General features: G+C 67.0%; 21 protein-coding genes and 1 pseudogene. 13 read left to right on the forward strand and 9 right to left on the reverse strand.

Going from position 1 to position 24,782, the window contains the following annotated elements; all coding sequences use genetic code 11:
* Positions 1-63: 63 nt before the first annotated feature.
* From ACMVY4_RS11740 to ACMVY4_RS11780, 9 genes are all read left to right on the forward strand, one after another.
* Positions 64-1,179, forward strand: a complete 1,116-nt coding sequence (locus tag ACMVY4_RS11740; protein ID WP_416896212.1) for a ferritin-like domain-containing protein — start codon at positions 64-66, stop codon at positions 1,177-1,179.
* 74 nt (positions 1,180-1,253) lie between these two features.
* Positions 1,254-2,609, forward strand: coding sequence for a phosphoribosylanthranilate isomerase (locus ACMVY4_RS11745; protein WP_416896213.1), 1,356 nt, complete (start codon positions 1,254-1,256; stop codon positions 2,607-2,609).
* Positions 2,610-2,623: 14 nt separating this feature from the next.
* The gene (trpB, locus tag ACMVY4_RS11750; RefSeq protein WP_416896214.1) at positions 2,624-3,844 is read left to right on the forward strand and encodes a tryptophan synthase subunit beta; all 1,221 of its coding nucleotides are present in this window, start codon (positions 2,624-2,626) and stop codon (positions 3,842-3,844) included.
* Positions 3,841-4,677, forward strand: a complete 837-nt coding sequence (gene trpA, locus ACMVY4_RS11755; RefSeq protein WP_416896215.1) for a tryptophan synthase subunit alpha — start codon at positions 3,841-3,843, stop codon at positions 4,675-4,677. Before trpB ends, trpA begins: the two co-directional genes overlap by 4 nt.
* 8 nt (positions 4,678-4,685) lie before the next feature.
* Positions 4,686-5,684, forward strand: a complete 999-nt coding sequence (accD, locus tag ACMVY4_RS11760; protein ID WP_416896216.1) for an acetyl-CoA carboxylase, carboxyltransferase subunit beta — start codon at positions 4,686-4,688, stop codon at positions 5,682-5,684.
* Positions 5,681-6,913, forward strand: coding sequence for a bifunctional folylpolyglutamate synthase/dihydrofolate synthase (locus ACMVY4_RS11765; protein WP_416896217.1), 1,233 nt, complete (start codon positions 5,681-5,683; stop codon positions 6,911-6,913). The genes accD and ACMVY4_RS11765 overlap by 4 nt, the downstream gene beginning before the upstream one ends.
* Before the next feature lie 183 nt (positions 6,914-7,096).
* Complete coding sequence (gene uvrB / locus ACMVY4_RS11770; RefSeq protein WP_416896218.1) at positions 7,097-9,919, forward strand: excinuclease ABC subunit UvrB; 2,823 nt, start codon at positions 7,097-7,099, stop codon at positions 9,917-9,919.
* Positions 9,920-10,210: 291 nt separating this feature from the next.
* Complete coding sequence (locus ACMVY4_RS11775; protein WP_416896219.1) at positions 10,211-10,495, forward strand: hypothetical protein; 285 nt, start codon at positions 10,211-10,213, stop codon at positions 10,493-10,495.
* 213 nt (positions 10,496-10,708) lie between these two features.
* On the forward strand, positions 10,709-11,908 hold the full coding sequence (locus tag ACMVY4_RS11780; protein ID WP_416896220.1) for a multidrug effflux MFS transporter: 1,200 nt from the start codon (positions 10,709-10,711) through the stop codon (positions 11,906-11,908).
* Between the two features lie 239 nt (positions 11,909-12,147).
* On the opposite strand, the pseudogene ACMVY4_RS11785 reads toward ACMVY4_RS11780, so the two are convergent.
* The 4 genes and pseudogenes from ACMVY4_RS11785 to purE all read right to left on the reverse strand — a co-directional run.
* Positions 12,148-12,672: pseudogene (locus tag ACMVY4_RS11785) on the reverse strand (glutathione S-transferase family protein); the annotation flags it as partial.
* A 23-nt stretch (positions 12,673-12,695) separates the two neighbouring features.
* Positions 12,696-13,676: an NADPH:quinone oxidoreductase family protein gene (locus ACMVY4_RS11790; RefSeq protein ID WP_416896221.1), complete on the reverse strand. Its 981-nt coding sequence runs from the start codon at positions 13,674-13,676 to the stop codon at positions 12,696-12,698.
* Between the two features lie 62 nt (positions 13,677-13,738).
* Positions 13,739-14,845 (reverse strand): 5-(carboxyamino)imidazole ribonucleotide synthase, encoded by a 1,107-nt coding sequence (locus tag ACMVY4_RS11795; RefSeq protein ID WP_416896222.1) that lies wholly within the window; start codon positions 14,843-14,845, stop codon positions 13,739-13,741.
* On the reverse strand, positions 14,842-15,342 hold the full coding sequence (purE, locus tag ACMVY4_RS11800) for a 5-(carboxyamino)imidazole ribonucleotide mutase (protein ID WP_416896223.1): 501 nt from the start codon (positions 15,340-15,342) through the stop codon (positions 14,842-14,844). The genes ACMVY4_RS11795 and purE overlap by 4 nt, the downstream gene beginning before the upstream one ends.
* Before the next feature lie 160 nt (positions 15,343-15,502).
* Between purE and ACMVY4_RS11805 the strand changes: the two genes are divergently transcribed.
* On the forward strand, positions 15,503-16,243 hold the full coding sequence (locus tag ACMVY4_RS11805; RefSeq protein ID WP_416896224.1) for a GGDEF domain-containing protein: 741 nt from the start codon (positions 15,503-15,505) through the stop codon (positions 16,241-16,243).
* 288 nt (positions 16,244-16,531) lie between these two features.
* Positions 16,532-17,320 (forward strand): OmpA family protein, encoded by a 789-nt coding sequence (locus tag ACMVY4_RS11810; RefSeq protein ID WP_416896225.1) that lies wholly within the window; start codon positions 16,532-16,534, stop codon positions 17,318-17,320.
* A 125-nt stretch (positions 17,321-17,445) separates the two neighbouring features.
* Here the strand turns inward: ACMVY4_RS11810 and ACMVY4_RS11815 are convergent, their stop codons facing one another.
* From ACMVY4_RS11815 to ACMVY4_RS11825, 3 genes are read right to left on the reverse strand one after another with little or no spacing between them, the layout of a single operon-like run.
* Positions 17,446-17,919, reverse strand: coding sequence for a GNAT family N-acetyltransferase (locus tag ACMVY4_RS11815; RefSeq protein WP_416896226.1), 474 nt, complete (start codon positions 17,917-17,919; stop codon positions 17,446-17,448).
* Positions 17,912-19,090, reverse strand: a complete 1,179-nt coding sequence (locus ACMVY4_RS11820; RefSeq protein ID WP_416896227.1) for a nicotinate phosphoribosyltransferase — start codon at positions 19,088-19,090, stop codon at positions 17,912-17,914. The genes ACMVY4_RS11815 and ACMVY4_RS11820 overlap by 8 nt, the downstream gene beginning before the upstream one ends.
* Complete coding sequence (locus ACMVY4_RS11825; RefSeq protein WP_416896228.1) at positions 19,065-20,444, reverse strand: class II 3-deoxy-7-phosphoheptulonate synthase; 1,380 nt, start codon at positions 20,442-20,444, stop codon at positions 19,065-19,067. Before ACMVY4_RS11825 ends, ACMVY4_RS11820 begins: the two co-directional genes overlap by 26 nt.
* A 203-nt stretch (positions 20,445-20,647) precedes the next feature.
* On the opposite strand from ACMVY4_RS11825, the gene ACMVY4_RS11830 reads away from it, so the two are divergent.
* Positions 20,648-21,937 carry a response regulator gene (locus tag ACMVY4_RS11830; RefSeq protein WP_416896229.1) on the forward strand — a complete coding sequence of 430 codons (1,290 nt, stop codon included), beginning with the start codon at positions 20,648-20,650 and terminating at the stop codon, positions 21,935-21,937.
* 11 nt (positions 21,938-21,948) lie between these two features.
* On the opposite strand, the gene ACMVY4_RS11835 is transcribed toward ACMVY4_RS11830, so the two are convergent.
* A complete protein-coding gene (locus tag ACMVY4_RS11835) occupies positions 21,949-22,866 on the reverse strand; it encodes a DMT family transporter (protein WP_416896230.1) in 918 nt (305 codons plus the stop codon).
* Positions 22,867-22,919: 53 nt separating this feature from the next.
* On the opposite strand from ACMVY4_RS11835, the gene ACMVY4_RS11840 reads away from it, so the two are divergent.
* Positions 22,920-23,639 carry a hypothetical protein gene (locus tag ACMVY4_RS11840; protein WP_416896231.1) on the forward strand — a complete coding sequence of 240 codons (720 nt, stop codon included), beginning with the start codon at positions 22,920-22,922 and terminating at the stop codon, positions 23,637-23,639.
* On the opposite strand, the gene hpnH is transcribed toward ACMVY4_RS11840, so the two are convergent.
* Positions 23,604-24,746 carry an adenosyl-hopene transferase HpnH gene (gene hpnH / locus ACMVY4_RS11845; protein WP_416896232.1) on the reverse strand — a complete coding sequence of 381 codons (1,143 nt, stop codon included), beginning with the start codon at positions 24,744-24,746 and terminating at the stop codon, positions 23,604-23,606. The two genes, ACMVY4_RS11840 and hpnH, sit on opposite strands and share 36 nt — an antisense overlap.
* Positions 24,747-24,782 lie beyond the last annotated feature (36 nt).

Genomic DNA, 24,782 nt, shown 5'->3' on the forward strand with positions numbered 1-24,782 from the left:
TTGACGTTAACGTCAACTTCCCGTACTGCGTGTCGGTGCAGCGCCAGTTCGGGGAGAGAATTCATGGCCCAGCACATCACGCACGATCCGTCCTACGACACCGTCGATCGCGACGCCTTCCCTGTGATGATGGATGTCGGGCGCTACAACCGCCGCACCGACGCCTTCGATCAGATCATTTCGGCGACGCATGACCACTTCTGGGATCCGCTGGACGCGAAGTATGTCGACTACAGCCAGTCCTTCGATCTGGAGAAGGACTATCTGATGCCGCTGGAACAGGTGCCGGAACTCACCGGCGCCGTCCTCGAGCATCTGGACGAGGGCCAGCAGATCCGGCTGGCGAACGAATCCACCCGCTGGGGCCTGTCGTCGATCCTGCATGGCGAGCAGGGCGCGCTGAGCCTGTCGGCCAGCCTCTGCCACATCCTTGTCGACCCGGGCGCGCAGGAATACGCCTCCAACCAGGCGCGCGAGGAGGCACGGCACGTCACCGCCTTCGCCATGTACATCAAGTCGCGCTGGGGTACGGCCTATCCGGTCGGCGACAGCCTGGGCACGCTGATGGAGGAACTGGTTCTCGCGCCGGAGGTCTACAAGAAGCTGGTCGGCATGCAGATGCTGATCGAGGGGCTGGCCATGGGCGCCTTCGCCAATCTGCACCGTCACACCAACGATCCGGTGCTGAAGCGCCTGGTCCAGCTGGTGATGACCGACGAGGCCTTTCACCACAAGTTCGGCAAGATCTGGGCGGACCGGACCATTCCGAAGCTGTCGGAGAAGGAGCACGAGATCGTCGAGGACTGGGCGGCGAAGTGCTTCGAGACCCTGCTCTACAATCTGACCAACATCCGCCAGAAGCGGCACATCTATCCGCAGTTCGGCCTGGAATGGGAATGGGTCCGCGATGCCGTGCGGGAGGTCTACACCGACCGCGACGCCACCCGCCGCGAGAGCCTGCGGGACCCGACCAACATCATGCGGGTGCTGGTGAAGACCTTGCTCAACGCCGGAATCATCACCGACAGGACCCGTCCGCTTTACGCCAACTGGATCGACGTGGACGATCTGGAGCGCGAGCAGGGGCTGCATATCGGCGAGGCGATCGCCGCCGACGGCATGGCCTATCTGAAGGAACTCAATGCCGGGCGGAAGGTGATCGGCCAGAAGCCGATCTGAAAAGCAAAGACTTTCGCGGGACAGGGGCTGCGAGCGGTTTCCAACCGCCCCCGATTTGCTCTATAGACGCGGCCATGTCCCGCGAACGCACCAATCCCGTTCTGATCGCCATCGACACCGGCGATATCCGCGCGGCGTCCGGCCTGATCGCCGCGACCACCGATCATGTCGGCGGCGTGAAGCTCGGGCTCGAATACTATATGGCCAACGGGCCGGAAGGCGTGCGCAAGGCCGCGCCCGGCGGGGTGCCGCTGTTCCTCGACGTGAAGCTGCATGACATTCCCAACACCGTGGCCGGCGCAGTCTCGTCGGCGGCGCAGGCTTGCACGCCCGATCTGATGACGATCCATGCCCAGGGCGGTCCGGCCATGATCCGGGCGGCGCGCGAGGCCTCGGACGCATTCGGCGATGCCCGGCCCCGCATCATCGCGGTCACAGTGCTGACGAGCCTGGACGACAGCGATCTGGCGCAGATGGGCGTCGCCGGCTCCACCGAGGAGCAGGTTGTCCGTCTCGGGCGGATGGCCGTCGAGGCCGGCGCCGACGGGCTTGTCTGCAGTCCCATGGAGATCGGCCCTCTGCGCGAGGCGCTGGGCATGACCCCGATCCTCGTCGTGCCGGGGATTCGTCCTGCCGGTTCCGCGGTGGGTGACCAGAAGCGCGTGATGACGCCGCGCGAGGCGGTGGAGGCGGGCGCGAGCTACATCGTCGTCGGCCAGGGCGATCACGGCGGCCGGCGATCCAGCTGCTGCGGCAAGGGCGGTGGCCGACGAGGCGCTGGGCCGATGAGCGTTTCGGTCAAGATCTGCGGCCTCGGCACACCCGCTGACGTGGATGCCGCCCTGGAAGGCGGCGCCGATGCTGTCGGCTTCGTCTTCTATCCGCCTTCGCCGCGCAATCTGGATCCCGAGACGGCGGCAACGCTGGCCGAACGCGCCGGCGCGGTGCTAAAGGTCGGCCTTTTCGTCGACCCCGAGGACGCCTGGCTGGACAAGGTTCTGGCCAAGGTGCCGCTGGATATCATCCAGCTTCACGGCAGCGAAACGCCGGCCCGGGTCGAGCAGATCCGCGCCCGGACGGGCCTGCCGGCCATGAAGGCCATCAAGATTTCGGACGCGGAGGATTTCGGCGCTGTCGGGGATTATGACAGCGCCGCAAGCTGGCTGCTGTTCGACGCCCGTCCGCCGAAGGGGCAGGGCAAGGGCCTGCCCGGCGGGAACGGAGTCGCCTTCGACTGGCGCCTCATGCAGGGACGCACCTGCCAGCAGCCATGGATGCTCTCGGGCGGCCTGCATGCGGACAATGTCCGCGAGGCCGTCGAGACCTCCGGGGCGGGCTGGGTGGACGTTTCCTCCGGCGTCGAAAGCGAACCGGGGCGGAAGGATCCGAAGCGCATCGCCGAATTCCTGGCCGCCGCCAAATCGATCTGAAAGACGACATACCGATGAACGTACCGACGAAACCGAATTCCTTCCGGACAGGTCCGGACGAGCGGGGCCATTTCGGCCCGTATGGCGGCCGCTATGCCGCCGAGACGCTGATGCCGCTCCTGCTGGAGGTCGAGAAGCACTGGAATGCCGCGAAGAAGGATCCCGACTTCAAGGCCGAACTCGACGAGTATCTGAAGCACTACGCCGGTCGGCCGAGCCCGCTCTATTTCGCCGAGCGGCTGACCGAGCATTTCGGCGGCGCGAAGATCTACTTCAAGCGCGACGAGCTCAATCACACCGGCAGCCACAAGATCAACAACTGCATGGGCCAGATCCTGCTGGCCCGGCGGATGAACAAGCCCCGCATCATCGCGGAGACCGGCGCCGGCCAGCACGGCGTCGCCGCCGCGACGGTGGCCGCCCGTTTCGGCCTGCCCTGCACGGTCTACATGGGCGCGGTGGACGTCGAACGGCAGCAGCCCAACGTCTTCCGCATGAAGCTGCTGGGGGCCGAGGTGATTCCGGTCACCTCCGGATCGTCCACGCTGAAGGACGCGATGAACGAGGCGCTGCGCGACTGGGTCACCAATGTCGAGAACACCTTCTACATCATCGGCACGGCGGCGGGGCCGCATCCCTATCCGGAGCTGGTGCGCGACTTCCAGTCGGTTATCGGCAACGAGGCGAAGGAGCAGATGCTCGAGCGCGAGGGCCGGCTGCCGGACAGCCTGGTGGCCTGCATCGGCGGTGGCTCCAACGCCATCGGCCTGTTCCACCCCTTCCTGGACGACGAGGATGTCAGGATCTTCGGCGTGGAGGCGGCGGGCCACGGCATCGAGACCGGCGAGCATGCCGCCTCGCTGACCGGCGGTCGGCCGGGCGTCCTGCATGGCAACAAGACCTATCTGCTCCAGTCGGACGACGGCCAGATCACCGAGGCGCATTCGATCTCGGCGGGCCTGGACTATCCGGGTATCGGGCCGGAGCACGCCTGGCTGAAGGACATGGGCCGGGTCGAATATGTCTCCGCCACCGACGACGAGGCGCTGGAGATGTTCCAGCTCTGCTCGAAGCTGGAAGGCATCATCCCGGCGCTGGAGCCCGCGCATGCACTGGCGCATGTCGCCCGGATTGCCCCGGACCTGCCGAAGGACCACATCATCCTGATGAACATGTGCGGACGCGGCGACAAGGATGTCTTCACCGTCGCCAAGGCTCTGGGAGCGGACATATGAGCGCCCGTATCGACGCCCGCTTCGCCAAGCTGAAGGCGGAAGGCCGCGCGGCCTTCATCCCGTTCGTCATGGCCGGCGATCCGGACCCCGCGCACTCGGCGGAGATCCTGAAGGGCCTGCCCGGCGCCGGGGCGGACATCATCGAACTCGGCATGCCGTTCACCGATCCGATGGCAGACGGCCCCGCGGTTCAGGAAGCGGGTCTGCGCGCCCTGGCCGGCGGGCAGACGCTGGTGCGGACGCTGGACATGGTCCGTGACTTCCGGACAGGCGATCCGGACACGCCGATCGTGCTGATGGGCTACTTCAATCCGATCTTCTCCTACGGGGCGGAGCGGTTCTCGAAGGACGCCTCTCAGGCCGGCGTGGATGCGCTGATCATCGTCGACCTGCCGCCCGAGGAGGATGACGAGATCCTGTCGGCCGCGCGGGCCGAAGGCATTTCGCTTATCCGCCTGGCGACGCCGACAACCGACGACAACCGTCTGCCGACGGTGCTGAACAATACTGCCGGTTTCGTCTACTACGTCAGCATCGCCGGCATCACCGGGGCGGCGAGCCTGGATACGGAAGCGGTGGCGAAGGCGGTCCGGCGGCTGAAGTCGCACAGCGATCTGCCCATCGCGGTCGGCTTCGGCATCAAGACGCCGGAGCAGGCGGCGACGGTGGCCGCGGTTGCGGATGCCGCGGTCGTCGGCTCGGCACTGGTGAACAAGGTGAAGGACGCCGGCGAGGACAGGAAGGCTGCCGTTTCGGGCCTTCTGGACCTCGCCCGCGAACTGTCGCAGGCTGTCCGGGACGCCCGGACAGACAATACCGCCGCAGCGGAATAGGAGAGCGCATGAGCTGGCTCACCAACACGGTGCTACCGAAGATCGGGTTCGGCCGCAAGAAGGACTCGCCCGACAATCTCTGGGAAAAGTGCCGGTCCTGCGGCCAGATGGTGTTCCACCGCGATCTGGAACAGAGCCACAGGGTCTGCCCGCATTGCGATCATCACATGCGGCTGACCGCGAAGGCGCGTCTGCAGCACCTGTTCGATGGCGGCAAGTACAGCCGGATCAACACGCCGCAGCCGCCGCTGGACCCGCTGAAGTTCCGTGACCAGAAGCGCTACACGGATCAGCTGAAGGAAGCGAAGCAGAAGTCCGGTTCGGAATACGCCGTGGAAGTCGGCTATGGGGAGATCGGTGGCCAGAAGGCCGTCGTCGCCTCGCAGAACTTCTTCTTCATGGGCGGGTCGGTCTCGGCCGGCGAGGGCGAAGCGATCATTGCTGCCGCCGACAAGGCGGTGGAGAAGGACGCCGCGCTGGTGCTCTGCGCCGCTTCGGGCGGGATGCGCATGCAGGAAGGCATTCTCTCGCTGATGCAGATGCCGCGGACCACCGTGGCGCTGCAGCGGCTGAAGGACAGGAAGTTGCCCTACATCTGCATCCTGACCGATCCGACGACGGGCGGCACCACGGCCTCCTTCGCCATGATCGGGGATGTCACCATCGCCGAACCGGGCGCCCTGATCGGATTCGCCGGTCCGCGCGTGATCGAACAGACCATCCGCGAGCAGCTGCCCGACGGTTTCCAGCGGGCGGAATACCTGCTGGATCACGGCATGGTCGACATGGTGGTCCACCGTCACGAGCTGCCGGAGACGGTGGCGCGCATCATCTCGCTGTTCCGCGTGAAGGTGGTGGAACCGCCGAAGCCGCTGCCGAAGCCGGAATCCATCCCGCCGATGCCGGAGCCGGAGGCCGCGCCGGAGGCCGAGGCGCCCGCGGAAGAGCCGGCGGCGGAAGAGAAGGAAGCCGCGGCGGCTGCCGAAGGGGGCGACCAGAAGAAGTGACGGCGCTGCAGAGCGAGGCGATCCTTGCCCGTATCGCCGACCGCTCGGCGAGCCGCATCGAACTTGATCTGGAACGTCTGCCGACGCTGCTGGAGCGGCTGGGACGCCCGCATCTCCGTCTGCCGCGGGTCATCCACATCGCCGGCACCAACGGCAAGGGCTCCACGCTGGCCTTCCTGCGCGCCATGCTGCGCCACGCCGGCAAGCGGGTGCAGTGCTTCACGTCGCCCTATTTGCTGCGCGTCACCGAGGAGATCGAGCTGGCGGACGGCGAGATCGCCGACGACCGGCTCGCCGGGCTGCTGACGCGGGTCGACGAGGCGAGCGACGGCATCGGCCCGACCTCGTTCGAGGCGCTGGCCGCCGCTGCCTTCCTGGCCTTTGCCGAGGACGATGCCGACGTGCTGCTGATGGAGACGGCGATGGGCGGGCGGCTGGACGTCACCAATGTCGTGCCCGATCCGGCGCTGACCGTGATCACCCCCATCGCACTGGATCACCAGGCGTTCCTGGGCGACACGATCGCGAAGATCGCGGGCGAGAAGGCCGGCATTCTGAAGCTCGGCGCGCCCTGCGTCGCCAATCCGGAGCATCCGGATGCCGTCGAGGTGATCGAACGCCGGGCCGCCGAACTCGGCATCGAGCTCGACCTGCTTCCGCCAGAAGCGGATCATGACCTGCCGCCGCTGGGCCTCGCAGGTCCGCACCAGCAACGCAACGCCGCGCTCGCCGTCGCCGCGATGCGGCGCTTCGCACCGGAATTGCTGCCGGATGCGCTGGCGGGGCTGGTGGAGGCGCGCTGGCCTGCCCGGATGCAGCGCCTCGACCGCGACGATGTCGAGATCTGGATCGATGGCGGACACAATCCCCACGCCGCGCGCGCGATGTCGGCTGCAATCGCGGCCTTGCCGCCGAAGCCGCTCGTGATGATTGTCGGCATGCTGGACAACCGGCCGGTGGGCGAATTTCTTTCCGCCTTCCGCAGCTTCGAACCGCTGGTGATCGGCGTGCCGCTGCCGGGGCAGCCGGTCTATTCGGTCGGGCGTCCCATGGCGCCTGAAGTCATCGCCGCCGCAGCTCACGACCTCGGCCTTAATGCGCTGGTCGCCGGTTCACCGGCCGAGGCGCTGGAGCAGATGCCGGGCGCGTGGGAGGAGACGCGCATCCTCGTCACCGGTTCCCTTTATCTCGCGGGCCGGGCGGCGGAAGAGCTCAGCCGTTCCGATTGATTACCGGCGCGCCCTGGACTTGATCCAGGGCCCATGCCAGAGCGGTGCTGGCAGATCAGCGGCGGCGGAAGCACTCAGGAATGGGTCCCGGGTCAGGCCCGGGACGCCGGACGTTGCGGTCCGCCCGGTCCTTTTTTGTTCCCGGGCCTTCCCCCGCGCGGCGGGCTGGCCCATATTGCCGGCATGGCGACCTCCCTCGGACAGATCGACAGTTCCTTCCAGCAAGCGCTTAAAGAGGCCGAAGCCCCCATCTGGCTGCCCGAACGGCCTGACCGGCCGGAGAAATCCGAGGGCGGCCACGAACTCGTCATCTCGTCGGACTTCGCGCCGGCGGGCGACCAGCCGCAAGCCATCGCGGAACTGATCGAGGGCGGGCGCAACGGCGACCGGGATCAGGTGCTGCTCGGCGTCACCGGCTCGGGCAAGACCTTCACCGTTGCCCATGTCATCCAGGAACTGCAGCGGCCCGCGCTGATCCTGGCGCCGAACAAGACGCTCGCGGCGCAGCTCTATGGCGAGATGAAGAGCTTCTTCCCCGACAACGCGGTCGAGTACTTCGTCAGCTACTACGACTACTACCAGCCGGAGGCCTACGTCCCGCGCACGGACACCTATATCGAGAAGGACGCCTCCATCAACGAGCAGATCGACCGGATGCGCCACGCCGCCACCCGGGCGCTGCTGGAGCGCGACGACGTCATCGTCGTGGCCTCGGTCTCCTGCATCTACGGTATCGGCTCGGTCGAGACCTATTCCGACATGACCATGACCGTGAAGGCGGGGCAGCGCATCGACCAGCGCGCCCTGATCCAGCGGCTGGTGGAGCTGCAGTACCGGCGCAACGACAACGCCTTCCAGCGCGGCGCCTTCCGCGTCCGCGGCGACACCGTCGAGGTGCATCCGAGCCATCTGGAAGACCGCGCCTGGCGCTTCTCGCTGTTCGGCGACGAGCTGGAGGGGATCGTCGAGTTCGATCCGCTGACCGGCTCGAAGTCGCAGGATCTGACCGAGATCAAGCTCTACGCCAACAGCCACTATGTGACGCCGAAGCCGACGCTGCAGCAGGCCGCCAAGCACATCCAGGAGGAGCTCCGCGTGCGGCTGGAGCAATTGCACGGGGAAGGCAAGCTGCTGGAGGCGCAGCGGCTGGAGCAGCGGACCCTGTTCGACCTGGAGATGATGCAGGCCACCGGCTCCTGCCCCGGCATCGAGAACTATTCCCGCTATCTGACCGGCCGCCCACCCGGCGCACCGCCGCCGACCCTGTTCGAATACCTGCCCGAGAACGCGCTGCTGTTCGTCGACGAGAGCCACGTCACCGTGCCCCAGATAGGCGGCATGTTCCGCGGCGACTTCCGGCGCAAGTGGACGCTGTCGGAGTTCGGCTTCCGGCTGCCCTCCTGCGTCGACAACCGGCCGCTGAAGTTCGACGAGTGGAACGCCATGCGCCCGCAGACGGTCTATGTCTCGGCCACGCCCGGCGGGTGGGAACTGGAGCGGACCCAGGGCGTCATCGTCGAGCAGGTGATCCGCCCGACCGGCCTGGTCGATCCGGTCACCATCGTCCGGCCCGTCGCTGATCAGGTGGACGACCTGATGGCCGAATGCCGGGAGGTCACCTCGAAGGGCCAGCGCGTGCTGGTCACCACGCTGACCAAGAAGATGGCCGAGGACCTGACCGAGTATCTGCACGAGAACGGGGTCAAGGTCCGCTATCTGCACTCCGACATCGACACGCTGGAGCGGATCGAGATCATCCGCGACCTTCGCCTCGGCGTCTTCGACGTGCTGGTCGGCATCAACCTGCTGCGCGAGGGGCTGGACATTCCCGAATGCGGGCTGGTCGCGATCCTGGACGCGGACAAGGAGGGCTTCCTCCGCTCCGAGACCTCACTGGTGCAGACCATTGGCCGCGCGGCGCGAAACGTGGACGGCCGCGTCGTGCTCTATGCCGACAGGATGACCGACAGCCTGACCCGCGCGCTGGACGAGACCGAACGCCGCCGCAACAAGCAGATCGCCTACAACGAGGCGCACGGCATCACGCCGCAGTCGGTGAAGAAGAACATCGCCGACGTCATGCAGTCGGTCTACGCCAAGGACTCGCTGACGGTCGATGTCGGCGACGACGCGCCGGCGCTGCTGACCGGCAAGGACCTGAAAGCCGTCATCGCCGATCTGGAGAAGCGGATGCGCGATGCGGCCGCCGATCTGGAATTCGAGGAGGCGGCCCGGCTGCGCGACCAGATCAAGCATCTCGAAAACGCCGAACTGGAAATCGCCGCCGACCCCATGGCCCGCCCCAAGGGTCTCGCCGAGGCCATGGCGTCCTACGCCCCCGGCGCGACGAAGGCCGCAAACTCCAAGGCCCAGGGCAAGGGCCGCTACAGCCGCGGCCAGCACCAAGTCCGGGCGGCCGGGCGCGCGCCCGAGCGTCAAGAGCCGGAAGAAGTGACAATGGAAGACGCCTGGACTGCCGAAACAAGGGAAGCCGGCCTCGCCATTGGCCCGTCTGTGGACGCGGTAACGACGGTGGCCGCGTCTGCATCCGCGGTCTGGGACCGTCTGACCGAGGAAGGCTATCTGAAGAAGTGCCATCCGTTCTGCTCTGCCACCGAGGTCGAGCGCTGGCCGGGCGAGGGGGCGCGGGATTCGATCACCTATTATTCCGGCCGCCGCTACGTGCGGAACTTCGCGCGCTGGATCGAGGGCGAGGGCTACGACATCGAGCTCGGCGAGGGCGCGGGCCGGACGGCGCGGGTGCTCTGGCGATTCATTCCCGAAGGCGACGACCGGACGCGGGTCGACATACGCGTCTTCCCGCTGCTGCCCGGCGACATGCCCGAGGCAAGGAAGCAGGCGATCCTGGACAAGGAATTCGGCGCCGACCTGCAGCACTATCTCGACGGCGTGGTGAAGGGCATCAGGCACTGGATCGAGACCGGCACGCCGGTGACCGAGGACCAGTTCGGCTGGAACCCGCTCTACTCCGCGCCGCGCGTCTGAGCGCCATTGGGTCCCGTCTGCTCAGTCTGGCACCCCCGCTTCATGCGGGGGTCCGGCTGGTGAGTTGATGGCGACTGCCAAGGTCTGCGATTGACCGCTGCACCGGACCCCGGCTCGGGGGCCGGGGTGACGTGTAAGCGGGGGCATTGGCCGAGCAATGGCGTCATGCCGGACTTGATCCGGCATCCGGTCACTCGTCAGACTGGCGGCGCAGCCGCTCCGGACCCCCGCACAAGGCGGGGGTGACGATCCGGGGCCGGGAACCAACGTGAAGCAGGCCCTTCGGACCCCATGATCCACAGCATCGACTGTATGACCCGGCTGGAGCCGCCTGACGCCATGTCGCGCATCCGCGACGCCATCGCACGCCAGCAGGGCCGGATCGCCGATCACAAGCTCTCGGACGGGACGGTGGGCCTGTTCAACTTCGCCCTGCCGGACAGCCGCTTCGAGGATTTTCTGGACGGGTTGCCGGAACTGGCGGTCTGGGTCGAGCGGGCGGTCAGCCCGGAGCGGGTGCGGGGCCGGGAGATCCGCTGCCGCCTCGCCGTGGCCTTCCCCGATCTGGCGGAGTGACCGCCATGCGCGGCGCGGCGTTGACCGCTTCGCCGGGCAGGCCTAGCTTTCTCCCGCAACGCAGGGGAGCCAGTTCCATGCATCCGTATAGGGCGGTAGACGTATTGGTAAGGCGCGTGGGCCGGTAGCACCGGCAGCCATGACGGCACCCCATGCGCCTCCGGTTCTCCGCCGGGGGCGTTTTCTTTCTGCACCGATTTCCGAGACAGTCCCATGCGCCCCGCCTCTTCGCCGCCCCGCCTGCCGACACTGATCCTGCTCACCGCGCTGGCAATCCTGACGCTGAACATGTTCCTGCCGGCCCTGGCCCATATGGCCGAGGCCCTCGAGACCGACTACGCCACGGCCAGCCTCTCCATCGGCGGCTATCTGGCGGTGACGGCGGTGGTGCAGCTGTTCGCCGGGCCGCTGTCGGACCGCATCGGCCGGCGTCCGGTGGTGCTGGGCGCGCTGGCCATCTTCATCGCCGCATCGGCCGGCTGCGCCATGGCCGGCAGCATCGAGGTCTTTCTGGCGTTCCGGGTGCTGCAGGCGGTGGTGATCTCCTGCTTCGCCATGTCGATGGCCATCGTGCGCGACACCACCGCGGAGCAGAAGGCGGCGGGGCTGATCAGCTACATCACCATGGCGATGGCCGTTGCGCCGATGCTGGGTCCGGTGCTGGGCGGTGCGCTGGACACATTGCTGGGCTGGCGCGCGAACTTCTGGTTCTACGCCGCCGCCGGCGTGGCGATGCTGCTGCTCGCCTGGGCCGATCTCGGCGAGACCCGTCAGCACAAGGGTCCGGGCCAGCGGAAGGGCGGCTATCTGGAACTGCTGGCCGAGCCGCGCTTCTGGGGCTTCGCGCTGTGCACCATGTCCTCGACCGGCGCGTTCTACACCTTCATCGCCGGCGCGCCGCTGGTCGCCACCGAGACCTTCGGCATCACCTCGGCCACGCTCGGCATGATCATCGGGTCCATTACCGCGGGCTTCATGTTCGGCAGTTTCCTGTCGGGACGCCTGACCCGCCGGTTCGAGGTCACGACCATGATGCTGCTCGGGCGAATCGTCGCCTGCATCGGCCTCTCGGTCGGGCTGGCGGCCGTGCTCGGCGGACACGTCGAGCTCTGGAGCTACTTCGCATCGACCATCATGCTCGGCCTGGGCAACGGTCTGACCATGCCCAGCGCCCATGCCGGCATCCTGTCGGTCCGGCCCGATCTGGCAGGCACTGCGGCGGGCTTCAACGGCGCGCTGACGGTCGCAGGCGGCGCTGTGCTGACAACCTTCACGGCGGTCGTGCTGGTCCGGACCGATCCGCCGGCGATGCTGCTCGCCATCATGCTGGCGCTGTCGGTGGCCGGTCTGGCGGCCACGCTCTGGGTGCGGCGGTTGCGGCGGGTGGCGCCACCGGCGCCTACGGCCACGTGAAGCGGATCGTCCCCTTCTCCATCCCCTCGAGAACGATCTTCACCCCGCCGGATTTCATCATCCATTCCAGCCGGTGATCGCGGTATTCCCGCTTGATCTCGCCCGATGCCAGCCGCTCGGCGGCCAGCGCTCATGCCGCCCGCGGCGGCTTCGAACTCGGCGAAGGTGGCCTGCACCGAGGGGCGCTGGATCAACCGCTCCCGCCAGAGCGTCAGCGGCGCGCCGTCGGGCGTGCCGAGCCCGTAGTGGAAGGAGCGGTTCACGTAGGCCGCGACCGAAACGTCCGCCCAGCCAAACTCATTGCCGCCGAACCATGGGTCGTCCCCCAGCTTCGCGGTCAGCCAGTCCTGGAGGTCTCGGGTCTGGCGCGCAGCCTCGGCCAGCATCGCGTCGGCATCGGCGCCCGTCGCCCGTCGGAACCAGCGGATCTCGCCGATGCCCCAGTTCACGGCCTCGTAGAGCGTGTCGCAGACGTCCTCGATCATGCGCGCTTCGGCGCGTGCGAACGGATCGGCCGGCAGCAGCGCCGGCTCGGGAAACTTGTCCTCGAGATATTCGAGGATGATCGTGGAATCGAAGATCTGCGCCTCGCCGTCGATCAGCGACGGGACCTCCAGACGCACGCTGGATTCTGCGAAGGCGCCGCCGGACCGGCCCGAGCCGAGACCTTCCGGCAGTTCCTTCGTGAATGCGATGCCCTTCTCGCGCAGTGCGATCTTCACCTTCTGGACGTAGGACGACAGCGGGTGTTCGTAGAGATGCATCGGGTTTCCTTTCCCGCGGGGTATCAGCCGATCTCGATGATCAGCTTGCCCTCGGCCTTGCGGTCGCGCATGGCCTTCAGCGCGTCGATGCCGGTGTCCAGGCTGTAGATGCCGCCGATATGGGGGTGCAGCTTTCCCTGCTGCCACCAGTCGAACATCTCGGCCATGTTGGCGCGGCTCTTGTCGGGCATCCGGCGGGAGAAGCCCTGATAGGCGACGCCGACCAGTTCGATCTGCTTGATCAGTATGTGGTTGGCTGGCAGTTGCGCGATGGACCCCGCGGCGAAGCCGATCACCAGCATCCGTCCGCCCCAGTTGATGGAGCGGATCGCCTGCTGGCTGAAATCTCCGCCGACGCTGTCGAAGATCACGTCCGCGCCCTGGCCGCCGGTGGCCTCCTTCACCTGGTGGCGCAGTTCGGGGCCTTCCGCGTAGTTGATCAGGATATCGGCGCCGCGCCCCTTGCAGACGGCGAGTTTCTCCGCGCTGCTGGCTGCGGCGATCACCGTCGCGCCGAGCGCCTTGCCGCCCTCGATCGCGGCGAGGCCTGTGCCGCCGGAGGCGCCGAGCACCAGCAGGCTCTCGCCGGCCTTGAGTTCGCCGCGGTCCACCAGGGCGTGCCGGATGGTGCCGTAGGTCAGGCAGAAGGCGGCGGCGGTCTTCCAGTCCATCTCGTCGGGCAGGCGGAACAGCCAGTCGACGGGCGAGACGACATACTCGGCGAAGCAGCCAACCCACGGATGCACCGCGACCCGGTCACCGACCGAAACCCCGCTGACGCCAGGGCCGAGTTCCGCGACGATGCCGGCGGCCTCCATGCCGGGCGCGAAGGGCGGCTCGCCGGCATACTGGTACTTGCCCTCCGGCATCAGCACGTCCGGGAAGTTGAGCGCCGCCGCCTTGACCTGCACCAGAACCTCTCCGGGTCCCGGTGACGGCTTCGGCAGGTCGCCGACCGTCAGGTCGTCGATGGATCCGATCTTGCTGCAGACAATGGCTTTCATGGCGCGCTCTCCCCTGGGCCGAATGTCCGACGGGCAGGGAGGGCGGTCAACCGCTCAGGCGCTCAGGGCAGTTCCGCGTCCTGCGGTGGCCAGTTGGGCCGGTCGGGGGCGTAGAGGCGGGTGACATGACCCATCTTGCGTCCGGGCCGGGCCTCGGCCTTGCCGTAGAGGTACAGGCTGTCGCCGCCGGCCACGAGGTCCGACCAGCGGTCGGCATCGTCGCCGATCAGGTTCCGCATCACGGCGCGGTGGTGGAAGCCGGTCGCGCCCAGCGGCAGGCCCGCGGTGGCCCGCACCTGCTGTTCGAACTGGCTGACGCGGCAGGCCTCGATGGTCCAGTGGCCCGAATTGTGGGGCCGCGGCGCCATCTCGTTGAAAAGGACCCCGCCTTCGGGCGTGACGAAGAACTCGACCGCCAGAAGACCGACGACGTCCAGCGCCTCGATCAGCGTGCGCGCGGCCTCCTCGGCCTGCTTCACCGCCGACGAGGCGACGGCCGCCGGAGCGATGGTGAGGGCCAGGATGTGATGCTCGTGACGGTTCTCGACCGCGGTGTAGGACTTCACGTCGCCGTCCAGGCCGCGCGCTGCGACGACCGAGATCTCGGCGGTGAAATCGACGAAGCTTTCCAGAATGGCCGCCGGCCGGCCGAGATCCGCGAAGGCGGGGGCGGCGTCGGCGGCGGTGCGGATGATCCGCTGTCCCTTGCCGTCGTAACCCTCCCGGCGGGTCTTCAGCACGGACGGTGCGCCGATCAACTCCACCGCATCTTCGAGATCGGTGTCGCTGGTCACCGCCTCGAAGGGGGCGACGGGAACGCCGAGATTCCGCGCCGTGGTCTTCTCGGCCAACCGGTCCTGGGCCACGGCCAGCACATGCGATCCCGGCCGGACCGGCACGCGGGCCTCCAGCCGTTCGACCGCCGAAACGGGCACATTCTCGAATTCCAGCGTCACGGCGTCGACCGCGTCCGCGAACGCGTCCAGCGCCGCCTCGTCCTCCCATCCGGCGACTGTGGCCGAGGCGCAGACCTGTTCGGTGGGGCTGTCCGCGTCGGGGGTGTAGACGTGAACGCGATATCCTAGCCGCGCGGCAGCCAGCGCCATCATGCGGCCCAGCTGCCCGCCCCCGAGGACGCCGATCACCGATCCGGGCGGCAGGGGCATCATCCGCGGTCCGGTTCCTCGGCGACCGAATCGGTCTGCTTCGCCCGCCATGCCGCCAGCCGTTCGGCCAGCGCCTCGTCCTGCAGTGCGACGATGGCGGCGGCCATCAGGCCGGCATTCTTGGCGCCGGCCTTGCCGATCGCCAGCGTGCCGACGGGCACGCCGCCAGGCATCTGGACGATGGAGAGCAGGCTGTCCATGCCGGACAGGGCCTTGCTCTCGACCGGGACGCCGAGCACCGGCACCTGGGTCTGTGCGGCCACCATGCCCGGCAGATGCGCCGCGCCGCCGGCGCCGGCGATGATCGCCATCAGTCCCCGGGCGCGGGCGCTTGCAGCGTAATCCGCCATGCGTGCGGGCGTGCGGTGGGCGGAGACGATCTTTACCTCATGCGGCACATCCAGGCTCTCCAGGATCTCCACGGCGTGGGCCATGGTCTCCCAGTCGGACTGGCTGCCCATGATCACTCCGACTTTCGGTGCCGATTGCGCGCCGTTCATGCTTGCGTCCGTTATCCCCAGATTTCGGAAAGCGGCGGAGTATACGGGCCGCGACTGCCGAGGCAAGCGCCCGGTTCGGCGCGGTAGAAGTTTGTTAACTGACTGCGGCCATGATGGTCGCCGGGCGGCGCAGTGCGGGGTTCCCCATCGGGAGTGCAGAATGAAGATCGGCGGCTACAGCAATATCCAGTCTTCACGTCCCGCGGCACCGGCCCGCGGCCGGACGGCCGCCGCTGTGTCCGACAGCAGCAGCGGGTCCGCTGCCCGCGAAATCAACGACACCGCCGAAGTTGCGGGCATTCCCGCACATGAACTGACCCCGAAGGTGCGCGACGCGATCATGAGCCTGATGGCCGAGGTCGAGTCGCTGCGCAGCCAGTTGCACGATGCCCAGCGCCGCACCGAGGAAGCCGAGAAGGTGGCGGACCAGGATCCGCTGACCCCTGTCTCCAACCGCCGCGCCTTCGTGCGCGATCTCTCGCGGATGATCTCCTATTCCGAACGGTATGGCGTGCCGGCCAGCCTGATCTTCTTCGACGTCAACGGCATGAAGCAGATCAACGACACCCATGGCCACAAGGCGGGTGACGACGCATTGCTGACCGTTGCCGACAAGCTGGTCGCGAACACACGTGATTCCGACGTGGTCGGGCGGCTGGGCGGCGACGAGTTCGCCGTCGTGCTGGCCCAGGCCGACGAGAAAGCCGCCATGATGAAGGCGGAGGAACTGGTCGAGGCGATCCAGTCCGAACCGGTCGTGGTCAACGGCGAGACGGTGCCGATCTCCGTCGCCTACGGCATTTTCCCCTTCCGGCCGGGTGAGGATGCATCGTCGACGCTCGCGGAAGCCGACCGCCGCATGTATGAGCGAAAACGTCGCATGAAGGCCGACGCCGCCTGATCCCCGGGGCAGATGCACCTCGAGGAAACCCTTGCATTTCCTGAATTGTGGCCGAAAATGGGCGCAAGTCACCAAACGGCCACTACGCTGTCATGGCGGGGACATACAGCGACGATATCTTGAATCATCAGCGATCAGGCCCACCTTCCGGTGGTCGTTACGTGCAGCAAGACCCTGCATCGCTAATGAATGCAAAAAACAAGAGGTGCAACCACAATGAACACGATGGCAAAGTTTGCAACGCCGGCTGCGGTAATCGCAGCGTCGATGCTGTTTGCAGGATCCGCCATGTCTGCGGCCCATGAGAAGGGCGCCGCGATGGCGACGGAGAACCCGACGCTGGCTGAGAACCTGGCGCGCGAATACGGCGCCATGGCCGCTGAAGAAGCCATCGAAAAGGATGCCGCGGACGAGGCGCACTTCAGCGCCAAGGCCGCCGAGGCTGCTGCCGGTCATTCGGTGAAGCCGGACGCGCCGTCCAGCCGCGCGCTGCAGGCTGCCGATCAGGCCTATGCCGACAACACCTATGGCCGCATCAACGCTGCCTATGCCGGTGGCGCCGCCGACACGCACCCGCGTGAGCTGGCCACTGCCCAGGCGGCCTATGACTGCTGGCTGCAGGAGTCGGAAGAAGGCTATCAGCTGCTGCACATCTGGCGCTGCCGCGATGCCGCCAATGCTGCCCTGAACGCCATCGAGGCGCCGAAGGTTGCTGCCCCGCAGCCGCCGGAGGCCCTGCCGGCCCAGGAGTTCACCCTGTACTTCGCCTTCGACAGCGCGGCTCTGAGCCCGGCTGCCCTCGACACCATCACGGCGATCGCTGCGGCCTACGCCCAGCGTGACGGTGACAATGTCGACGTCGTCGGCCATGCCGATACCTCGGGTCCGTCCGACTACAACGTCGGCCTGTCCGAGCGTCGTGCCCGGTCGGTTGCCGAGGCGCTGGTCGGTGAAGGCCTGTCGCCTGCTCTGATCGACGAAGCCGGTGTCGGCGAGATCGCTCCGGCGGTCCAGACCGGCGACGGCGTCCGCGAGCCGCTGAACCGCCGTGTGGTCGTGACCATCACGAGCGAGTAACCGGCGACGCGCGTCGACTGACGCAAGTCAACAGGGACGGGGCTGCCGCGAAAGCGGTGGCCCCGTTCTCTTTTGGAGATCAGCGCGGGACACCGCCGTCCATCGGAAGGCGCGGCGGCGAGTTCTCAGAAGGTGAGGCGGAAGTAGATCAGGTCGGGATGGCCGCCATCCGCCGGCGGCACATAGGTCTCGAAGCCCATGCGGCGATAGATGCGCTGCGCGCTCTCCATCGACGGCAGGGTGTCCAGCACGACGCCGCGATAGCCCAGATCGCGGGCCCGCGCCACGACCGCTTCGGCCATCCGCGCGCCCAGACCCATGCCCCGCGCGGCATCGCCCAGGTACAACCGCTTCATTTCGGCGTACCCGTCCGGGGCCGGCCGCAGGGCGACCACGCCGGCGGCAGTACCGCTGACCTCGGCCAACAGCAAGGCGCCGCCGGGCGGCTGGTACTCGCCGGGGAACCGGGCCATCTCGTCATCGAAGCCCTGGAAGCAGAGATCGACGTCAAGGCTGCCCGCATAGGCGAGGAAGAGCCTCCGGGCCGTGGCAATGTCGCTGTCGTCGGTGGCGTCGCGGATCCGGACCGCGTCAGACATGCCGCAGCAGGAACTCGCGGCCGACCTTCACCCGAGGCGCGCCGTCATACTCGATGACATCCGCCGTCGCGTAGGTCTCCGACCAGCTGTCCGGCAGGTACGAACCGGTGCCCACCACGTCGATGGGCGCATTGATCGAGCCCATCACACGGCATTTCTCGGGTCCGAACCCTGATGAGGCCACGATCTTCACATGCTGGAAGCCTTCCGCGTCCAGCCGCTCCCGCAGGTGGAAGATGGCAGCGGCTGAGACACCGGTGCCGATCAGGTAGCGGAGTTCGGACTCCGACCGGTACTGGCGGGTCGCCTTCGGCACGTGCCGTTCCAGCACCGCGTAGGACTTCGACGGGTCCAGCCCCTCGACATACCGGCCGCCGTGGGTGTCCAGGCGGATCGCCAGGTCGCCGCGGCTGGCGATGTCCGGGAAGCGGCGGCAGACGGTCAGGGCGTCCGTGATCTCGCGGCCGAAATAGTCGACCAGAACCGTCAGCGGATCGTCGGGAAAGACTTCCCGGAACATCTCCGCCGCCCGCAGCGTCGATCCGGCATAGCCGATCAGCGCATGCGGCATCGTCCCGAGACCGCTATCGCGTCCGAAGAAGTGAGCCGTGGCGTCCGTGGCGTTGCCGATGAAGCCGACGGCGTCCTTGTCACGACGGGCGGCCTCGGATCCGACGGAAGCCGCGTAGGCCATCATCTCGGCCATGTCGGCGCCGGTGCAGTGCCGCGCGTCCATGGCCAGGAATGCCGTCTTCGGCATGTCGCAGCACATGACGAACGCGTTGTGGGCGGCGACGCAGGCCGCACCCAGCTTCTGCAGGTAGAGGGTCTCCAGATCGACGAGGTGTTGCAGGCCGCCCGACAGGTAGAGCAACGGATCGCCGGCGCCGACCCATTCGCCTTCCTGATGGCAGAGCTCGATGTCGAACGCCACACCGCGTTCCTCGGCCACCTGCTCGATCCATTCCAGCGCGATGCGGGGCGAGAAGATCACCGGCCGGCGCATGAAGACGGCATAGCGGACCTTCACGTCGCCGAAGCGCTGCACGATGGCCTTCGTCCGGCGGAAATAGTGGTCCGTCCGGCTGGCGATCGCCTGTTCGAGTTCGGTTGCCCGTTGTGACGGGGAACCGACGACCTTCAGGTCAGGATGCTTCCCGGAAACTGACATCTCTGCGGCCTTCCTTCAGCATCTCCGCGATCTGGAACGCCAGTTCCAGCGCCTGGCTGCCGTTCAGACGGGGATCGCAATGCGTGTGATAGCGATCCGAAAGATCCTTGTCGCTCAGGCCGTGGGCGCCGCCGATGCATTCGGTGACGTCCTTGCCGGTCATCTCGAAATGGACGCCGCCCATGAAGGTGCCCTCGGCCTGGTGGACCTGGAAGACCTCCTGAACCTCCCGGAGGATGCGGTCGAACGGGCGCGTCTTGTAGCCGCTCTCCGACTTGATGACGTTGCCGTGCATCGGATCGCAGGACCAGACGACATTGCGGCCGGCCTTCTGGACGGCGCGCACCAGCTTCGGCAGGTGCTCGCCCGCCTTGCCGGCGCCGAAGCGGCTGATCAGCGTGATACGGCCCGGGTCGTTCTTCGGGTCCAGCCGCTCCAGCAGCCGCAGCAGGTCGTCGGATTCCAGCGAGGGGCCGCACTTGATGCCGATCGGGTTCACGACACCGCGCAGGAACTCGACATGCGCCTCGTCCAGGTCCCGGGTCCGGTCGCCGATCCAGAGCATGTGCGCCGAGGTGTCGATCCAGTCGCCGCTGGTGGAATCCATGCGGGTCATGGCTTCCTCGTACCAGAGCAGCAGCGACTCGTGGCTGGTGTAGAAGTCGACCTTGGCGATCGACGGCGTGTTCTGGCCGTTGACGCCGCAGGCCGCCATGAACGCCAGCGAGTCGGCGATCCGGTCGGCCGTCTCCTGATAGCGCTCGCCGGCCGGGCTGTCGGCAACGAAGCTCTGGTTCCACTGGTGCACGCGGTGCAGATCGGCGAAACCGCCCTGGGCGAAGGCGCGCAGCAGGTTCACCGTGCTGGCGGCCTGGCTGTAGGCCTGCAGCATGCGCTGCGGATCGGGTTCGCGCGCTTCCGGCGTGAAGTCGATCCCGTTGATGATGTCGCCGCGGTAGCTGGGCAGCTCGACGCCGTCCACCTTCTCGGTGCCGGACGAACGCGGCTTGGCGAACTGACCGGCCATGCGCCCGACCTTCACCACCGGCAACTGCGCACCGAAGGTCAGGACCACGGCCATCTGCAGCAGCACCTTGAATGTGTCGCGGATGTTGTCGGGATGGAACTCGGCGAAGCTCTCGGCGCAGTCGCCGCCCTGGAGCAGGAAAGCGCGGCCGGCAGCAACCTCGGCCAGCGACTTGCGCAGGCTCCGGGCCTCGCCGGCGAAAACCAGCGGCGGAAAGCTCGAGAGCTGCTTCTCGACGGTCTTCAGCGCGTCGGCGTCGCGATACTCCGGCACCTGCCGAATCGGCTTGTCGCGCCAGCTCTTCGGGCTCCAGTCGGTCGCAGCCATGTCACTCTCCTGTCCTCGACCACGCAGGCGGGCGGCCAGGCCGGGTATGTCGCCACCCGGCATCCGCCGCCGGACTTATAGTGCGTGGCTGCCCGAAAGGAAACAGCCCAGCGCAGATGCCGATAGGCGGCCTTTACCCTTTCTTGACGCGGCTCTGACAGATTGCGCCATGAACCTGTCCCTAGCCCGCGCGGAGTCGGCACGTGAACCTTGACGACATCACAGTACTGGTCGTCGACGATCTGGAGATGAGCCGCCGGGCGCTGGTCAAGGGGCTGAACGTCCGGGGGCTTTCCGTGCTGGAGGCCAGAAGCGGCCCCGAAGCGCTTCGCATGATCGCCAACGGGCCGGTCGATGCGGTATTGCTCGACATCATGATGCCGGGCATGAACGGGACGGAAACGCTGCGTCTGATCCGTTCGCATCCCGAACACGCCGAACTGCCGGTTCTCATGGTGACCGCGGATGTGACGCCCGAGACCGTCCGGACGTGTCTTGAGAACGGCGCGAACGACTATCTCACAAAGCCGGTCGATGTGCCGGTCACGGTCGCCCGCATCCGCTCCCAGGTCGAGCGCAGCCGCGCCGTCCGCGAACTGAAGGACCGCAACCGCTCGATCCGCCGGCAGGTGGAGGAACGGACCCAGGAGCTGGAATCCATCAATGACGAGCTGCGCAGCGAGATCCGCCGTCGCCGCGAACTGGAGACCGAGCTTCGGGAATCCCGCCGCCGGGCCGAGGCCGCGAACCGGGCCAAGTCCGAGTTCCTGGCGACGATGAGCCATGAACTCCGCACCCCGCTCAATTCCATCATCGGGTTCAGCGACCTGATTCAGCTTCAGGCCGGCACTCTGGAGAAAGGCGAGCGGCTGGCGGAGTATGCGAGCTACATCAACGACGGTGGCAGCCACCTGCTCGGTATCGTCAACGATATCCTCGACCTGTCGAAGATCGACGCCGGCCGGACGGAGCTCAACGAGTCCCACATTGCCGTCGCCGATCTGATCGAACGCAGCGTCCGCATGGTCAACACATCGACCACGCATCACGAAGTTGCCGTTCATGTCGATCCCGCCCTGGACGAGGCCGATGTGTTCTGCGACGAGATCCTGATGCGCCGCGCGCTGGTCAACCTGATCGGCAACGCCGTGAAGTTCTCCGAGCCCAGGGAGCGGATCGACGTTCGGGCCGTCCCTTCGGAGGGCGATCTGCGCATTTCGGTGACCGACCGCGGCATCGGCATCGCCGAGGAAGACATTCCGAAGGTCCTCGAGCCTTTCGGGCAGGCCGGTTCCGAGCTGTCGCGTTCGCATGTCGGCACCGGACTCGGCGTGCCGCTGACCAAGTCACTGGTCGAACTGCATGACGGGCGCTTCGAGATCGAGAGCGAGCCGGGCGTGGGCACGACCGTGACCCTGATACTGCCGGGCGAACGACTGGTCCTGCCGAAAGATGCGGCGGCCGGCGGCGTGGCTGCGAACTCGGCCGCCTGAAGTCCGGGCGGTCAGCCGCTCCGCAGTTTCTGTTCCCGCGACGCGATGTATACGCCGCTCGCCACGACGATGGCGGCGCCGACCCAGACCCACTCATCGGGGAAGGTGCCGAACATCACGTAGCCGAAGAATGTCGCGCCCACGAGTTGCCCATACGAGAACGGCGCCACGACCGACGCTTCGGTGTACTGGAACGCCTTCACGACCATGTAGTGCCCGAAGCCGCCCAGCGCGCCGAGGCCGACGAACATCACCCAGTGCAGCACCGAATGCGGCATCTCCATTCCGTTGATCAGGAAGAAGGAGGAGATCACCGCGCCGACGACGGCGGTCATGGTGATGGTCGTCTCCGGGTTGTCCGCAGAGGCGATCTTGCGCGTCAGCAACTGGTAGAAGGCGTAGCAGACGGTGTTCAGGACCACGAGCAGCATGGCCCAGTGGAAGGCCGTGCCGCCGGGGCGGATGATGATCATGGCGCCGATGAAGCCGATGACGACGGCGATCGACCGGCGGACCCCGACCTTCTCGCCCAGAAACGGAACCGAAAGCGCGGTCACGAGGATAGGGCTGGTGAAGCTGATCGAGGCCGCGACCGTCAGGTCGATATGCTGGATGGCGAAGAAGTAGAGCGCCGTGCAGCCGAACAGCAGCAGCGAGCGGATCCCCTGCACACCCGGCCGTTCGGTCCGGAACAGCGCCCAGCCATGCATGGGCATGAACGCGATCACCATGAACACCAGATGCCCGAAATAGCGGGCCCAGACGATCTGGCCGTAGGGATAGCCCTCTGCAGCCAGGTATTTGACCGCCGCATTCATCGTCGGAAACATCACCGTCACTGCCATCAGCATGAAGGCGATCCCGACCATGGGGCTTTCGGCCAGACGCGTCGCGTCGGCCGGTCGGTACTGGGGGGAGGGCTCAGTCAACCGGCGGCTTCCAAACGGCTTGTGTGCATCGCGTCCCTGTCTAACCTGTCCCGATGACCGAAGCCCATGCCATTTCCGCAGACCGGCCGGACGCGGAGCCGGGCGTCCGCCTGGGCATTCTCTGCGGCATCGAGCGGGAAGGGCGCATCGCCCTCGAACTGTTGCGCGGCAGCGGCGTACAGGCCTTCGTGCGCTATTCCGGCGCCACGGCCGAGGGCGGCCGCCGTGCGGCCCGGGCCCTGATCGACGAGGGCGCGTCGCGTCTTCTCAGCTTCGGGGTCGCAGGCGCGTTGACCGACGACATGCGCCCCGGCGATCTGCTGCTGCCGGAACTGGTGCTCACGCAGGATGACGAACGGTTCGAACCCGATCCTTCCTGGCGGGCTGCCGCCGCCGCGGGCATTCCCGATGCGCGGGAGGCGAATCTTCTCGGTCTCGATCTCGCGGCACGGACTGTCGGCCAGAAGGTATTTCTGGGTGCGGCTTTCGACGCCGCTGCGGTGGACATGGAAAGCCATCACCTGGCGCGCACCGCCGTCGAGCATGGCCTGCCGTTTCTGGTGGTTCGGGCGATTGCGGACGACCGGCGGTCGTTGATCCCCCGCGCGGCGATGGTCGGCGTGGGACCGGACGGCCGTGAGCGGCCCTTTCAGGTCCTGTCGTCGCTGGCGCACCGGCCCAACGAGATCAAGGCCCTGATCAAGCTCGCATTTTTCAGCGGGAAGGCGTTCCGGACCCTACGCCGCGTCGGACGCGCCGGCCTCGGCCTTTGATCCGGGCTTGTCCGCCTGGGAAACCAGCCGGTCGAAGACGTACTCGGCCGGGCGCTGGTTCTCCAGATTGATCTCCGGCGCCATCGGTCCCTCGGTCCTGATCCCCTTCAGCGCCACCTTCAGGCCCTTGAGCGGGTTCTTGACCATGTCCTGAACGGCGGTCGCCTCATAGCCGCAATGGACCATGCAGTCGGCACACTTCTCGTAGTTGCCGGTGCCGTACGCCTCCCATTCGGTCTCTTCCATCAGCTCGCGGAAGGTCGATACGTAGCCTTCGTTCAGCAGGTAGCAGGGCCGCTGCCAGCCGAACACGTTGCGCGTCGGGTTGCCCCACGGCGTGCAACGGTATTCCTGATTGCCGGCCAGGAAGTCGAGGAACAGCGGCGACTGGCTGAAGGCGTATTTCGCCCCCTTCGCCTTCTGCTTGGCGAAGATCTCGCGGAAGAAGTTCTTGGTCTTCTGCCGGGTGAAGAAGTGCTGCTGGTCGGGCGCGCGCTCATAGGCGTAGCCCGGCGAGACGGTGATGCCCTCGACGCCCAACTCGGTCGCGAAGTCGAACAGCGCGATCGCGTCGTCGGCCGAGGCGTTGTCGAACAGGGTCGAGTTGATGTTGACGCGGAAGCCCTTCGACTTGACCAGCTTGATCGCCTGCACGGTCTTGTCGAAGACGCCCTTCTGGTCGACGGCGCGGTCATGGTGCTCGCCAAGGCCGTCCAGATGGATCGAGAAGGTCAGGTAGGGCGACGGTTCGAAGAGGTCGATCTTCTTTTCCAGCAACAGTGCATTGGTGCAGAGATAGACGAACTTCTTGCGCTTCACGAGTTCGGCGACGATCTCGCCCATTTCCTTGTGGATCAGTGGCTCGCCGCCCGCGATGGACACCATCGGCGCGCCGCATTCCTCGGCGGCGCCGACCGCCTCGTCCACGGACAGGCGCCGGTTCAGGATGTGGTCGGGATAGTCGATCTTGCCGCAGCCCGGACAGGCGAGATTGCAGCGGAACAGCGGCTCAAGCATCAGCACGAGCGGATAGCGCTCGTTGCGACGCAGGCGCTGCTTCACGATGTAGGCTCCGACACGTATCTGTTGCCGCAGGGGTACGCCCAAGGCTGCCTCCCAGGATGACATCTCGAACCGGCTGGA

The sequence above is a fragment of the Minwuia sp. genome, assembly GCF_048007105.1.
In the GTDB taxonomy this organism is placed as follows: Bacteria; Pseudomonadota; Alphaproteobacteria; order Minwuiales; family Minwuiaceae; genus Minwuia.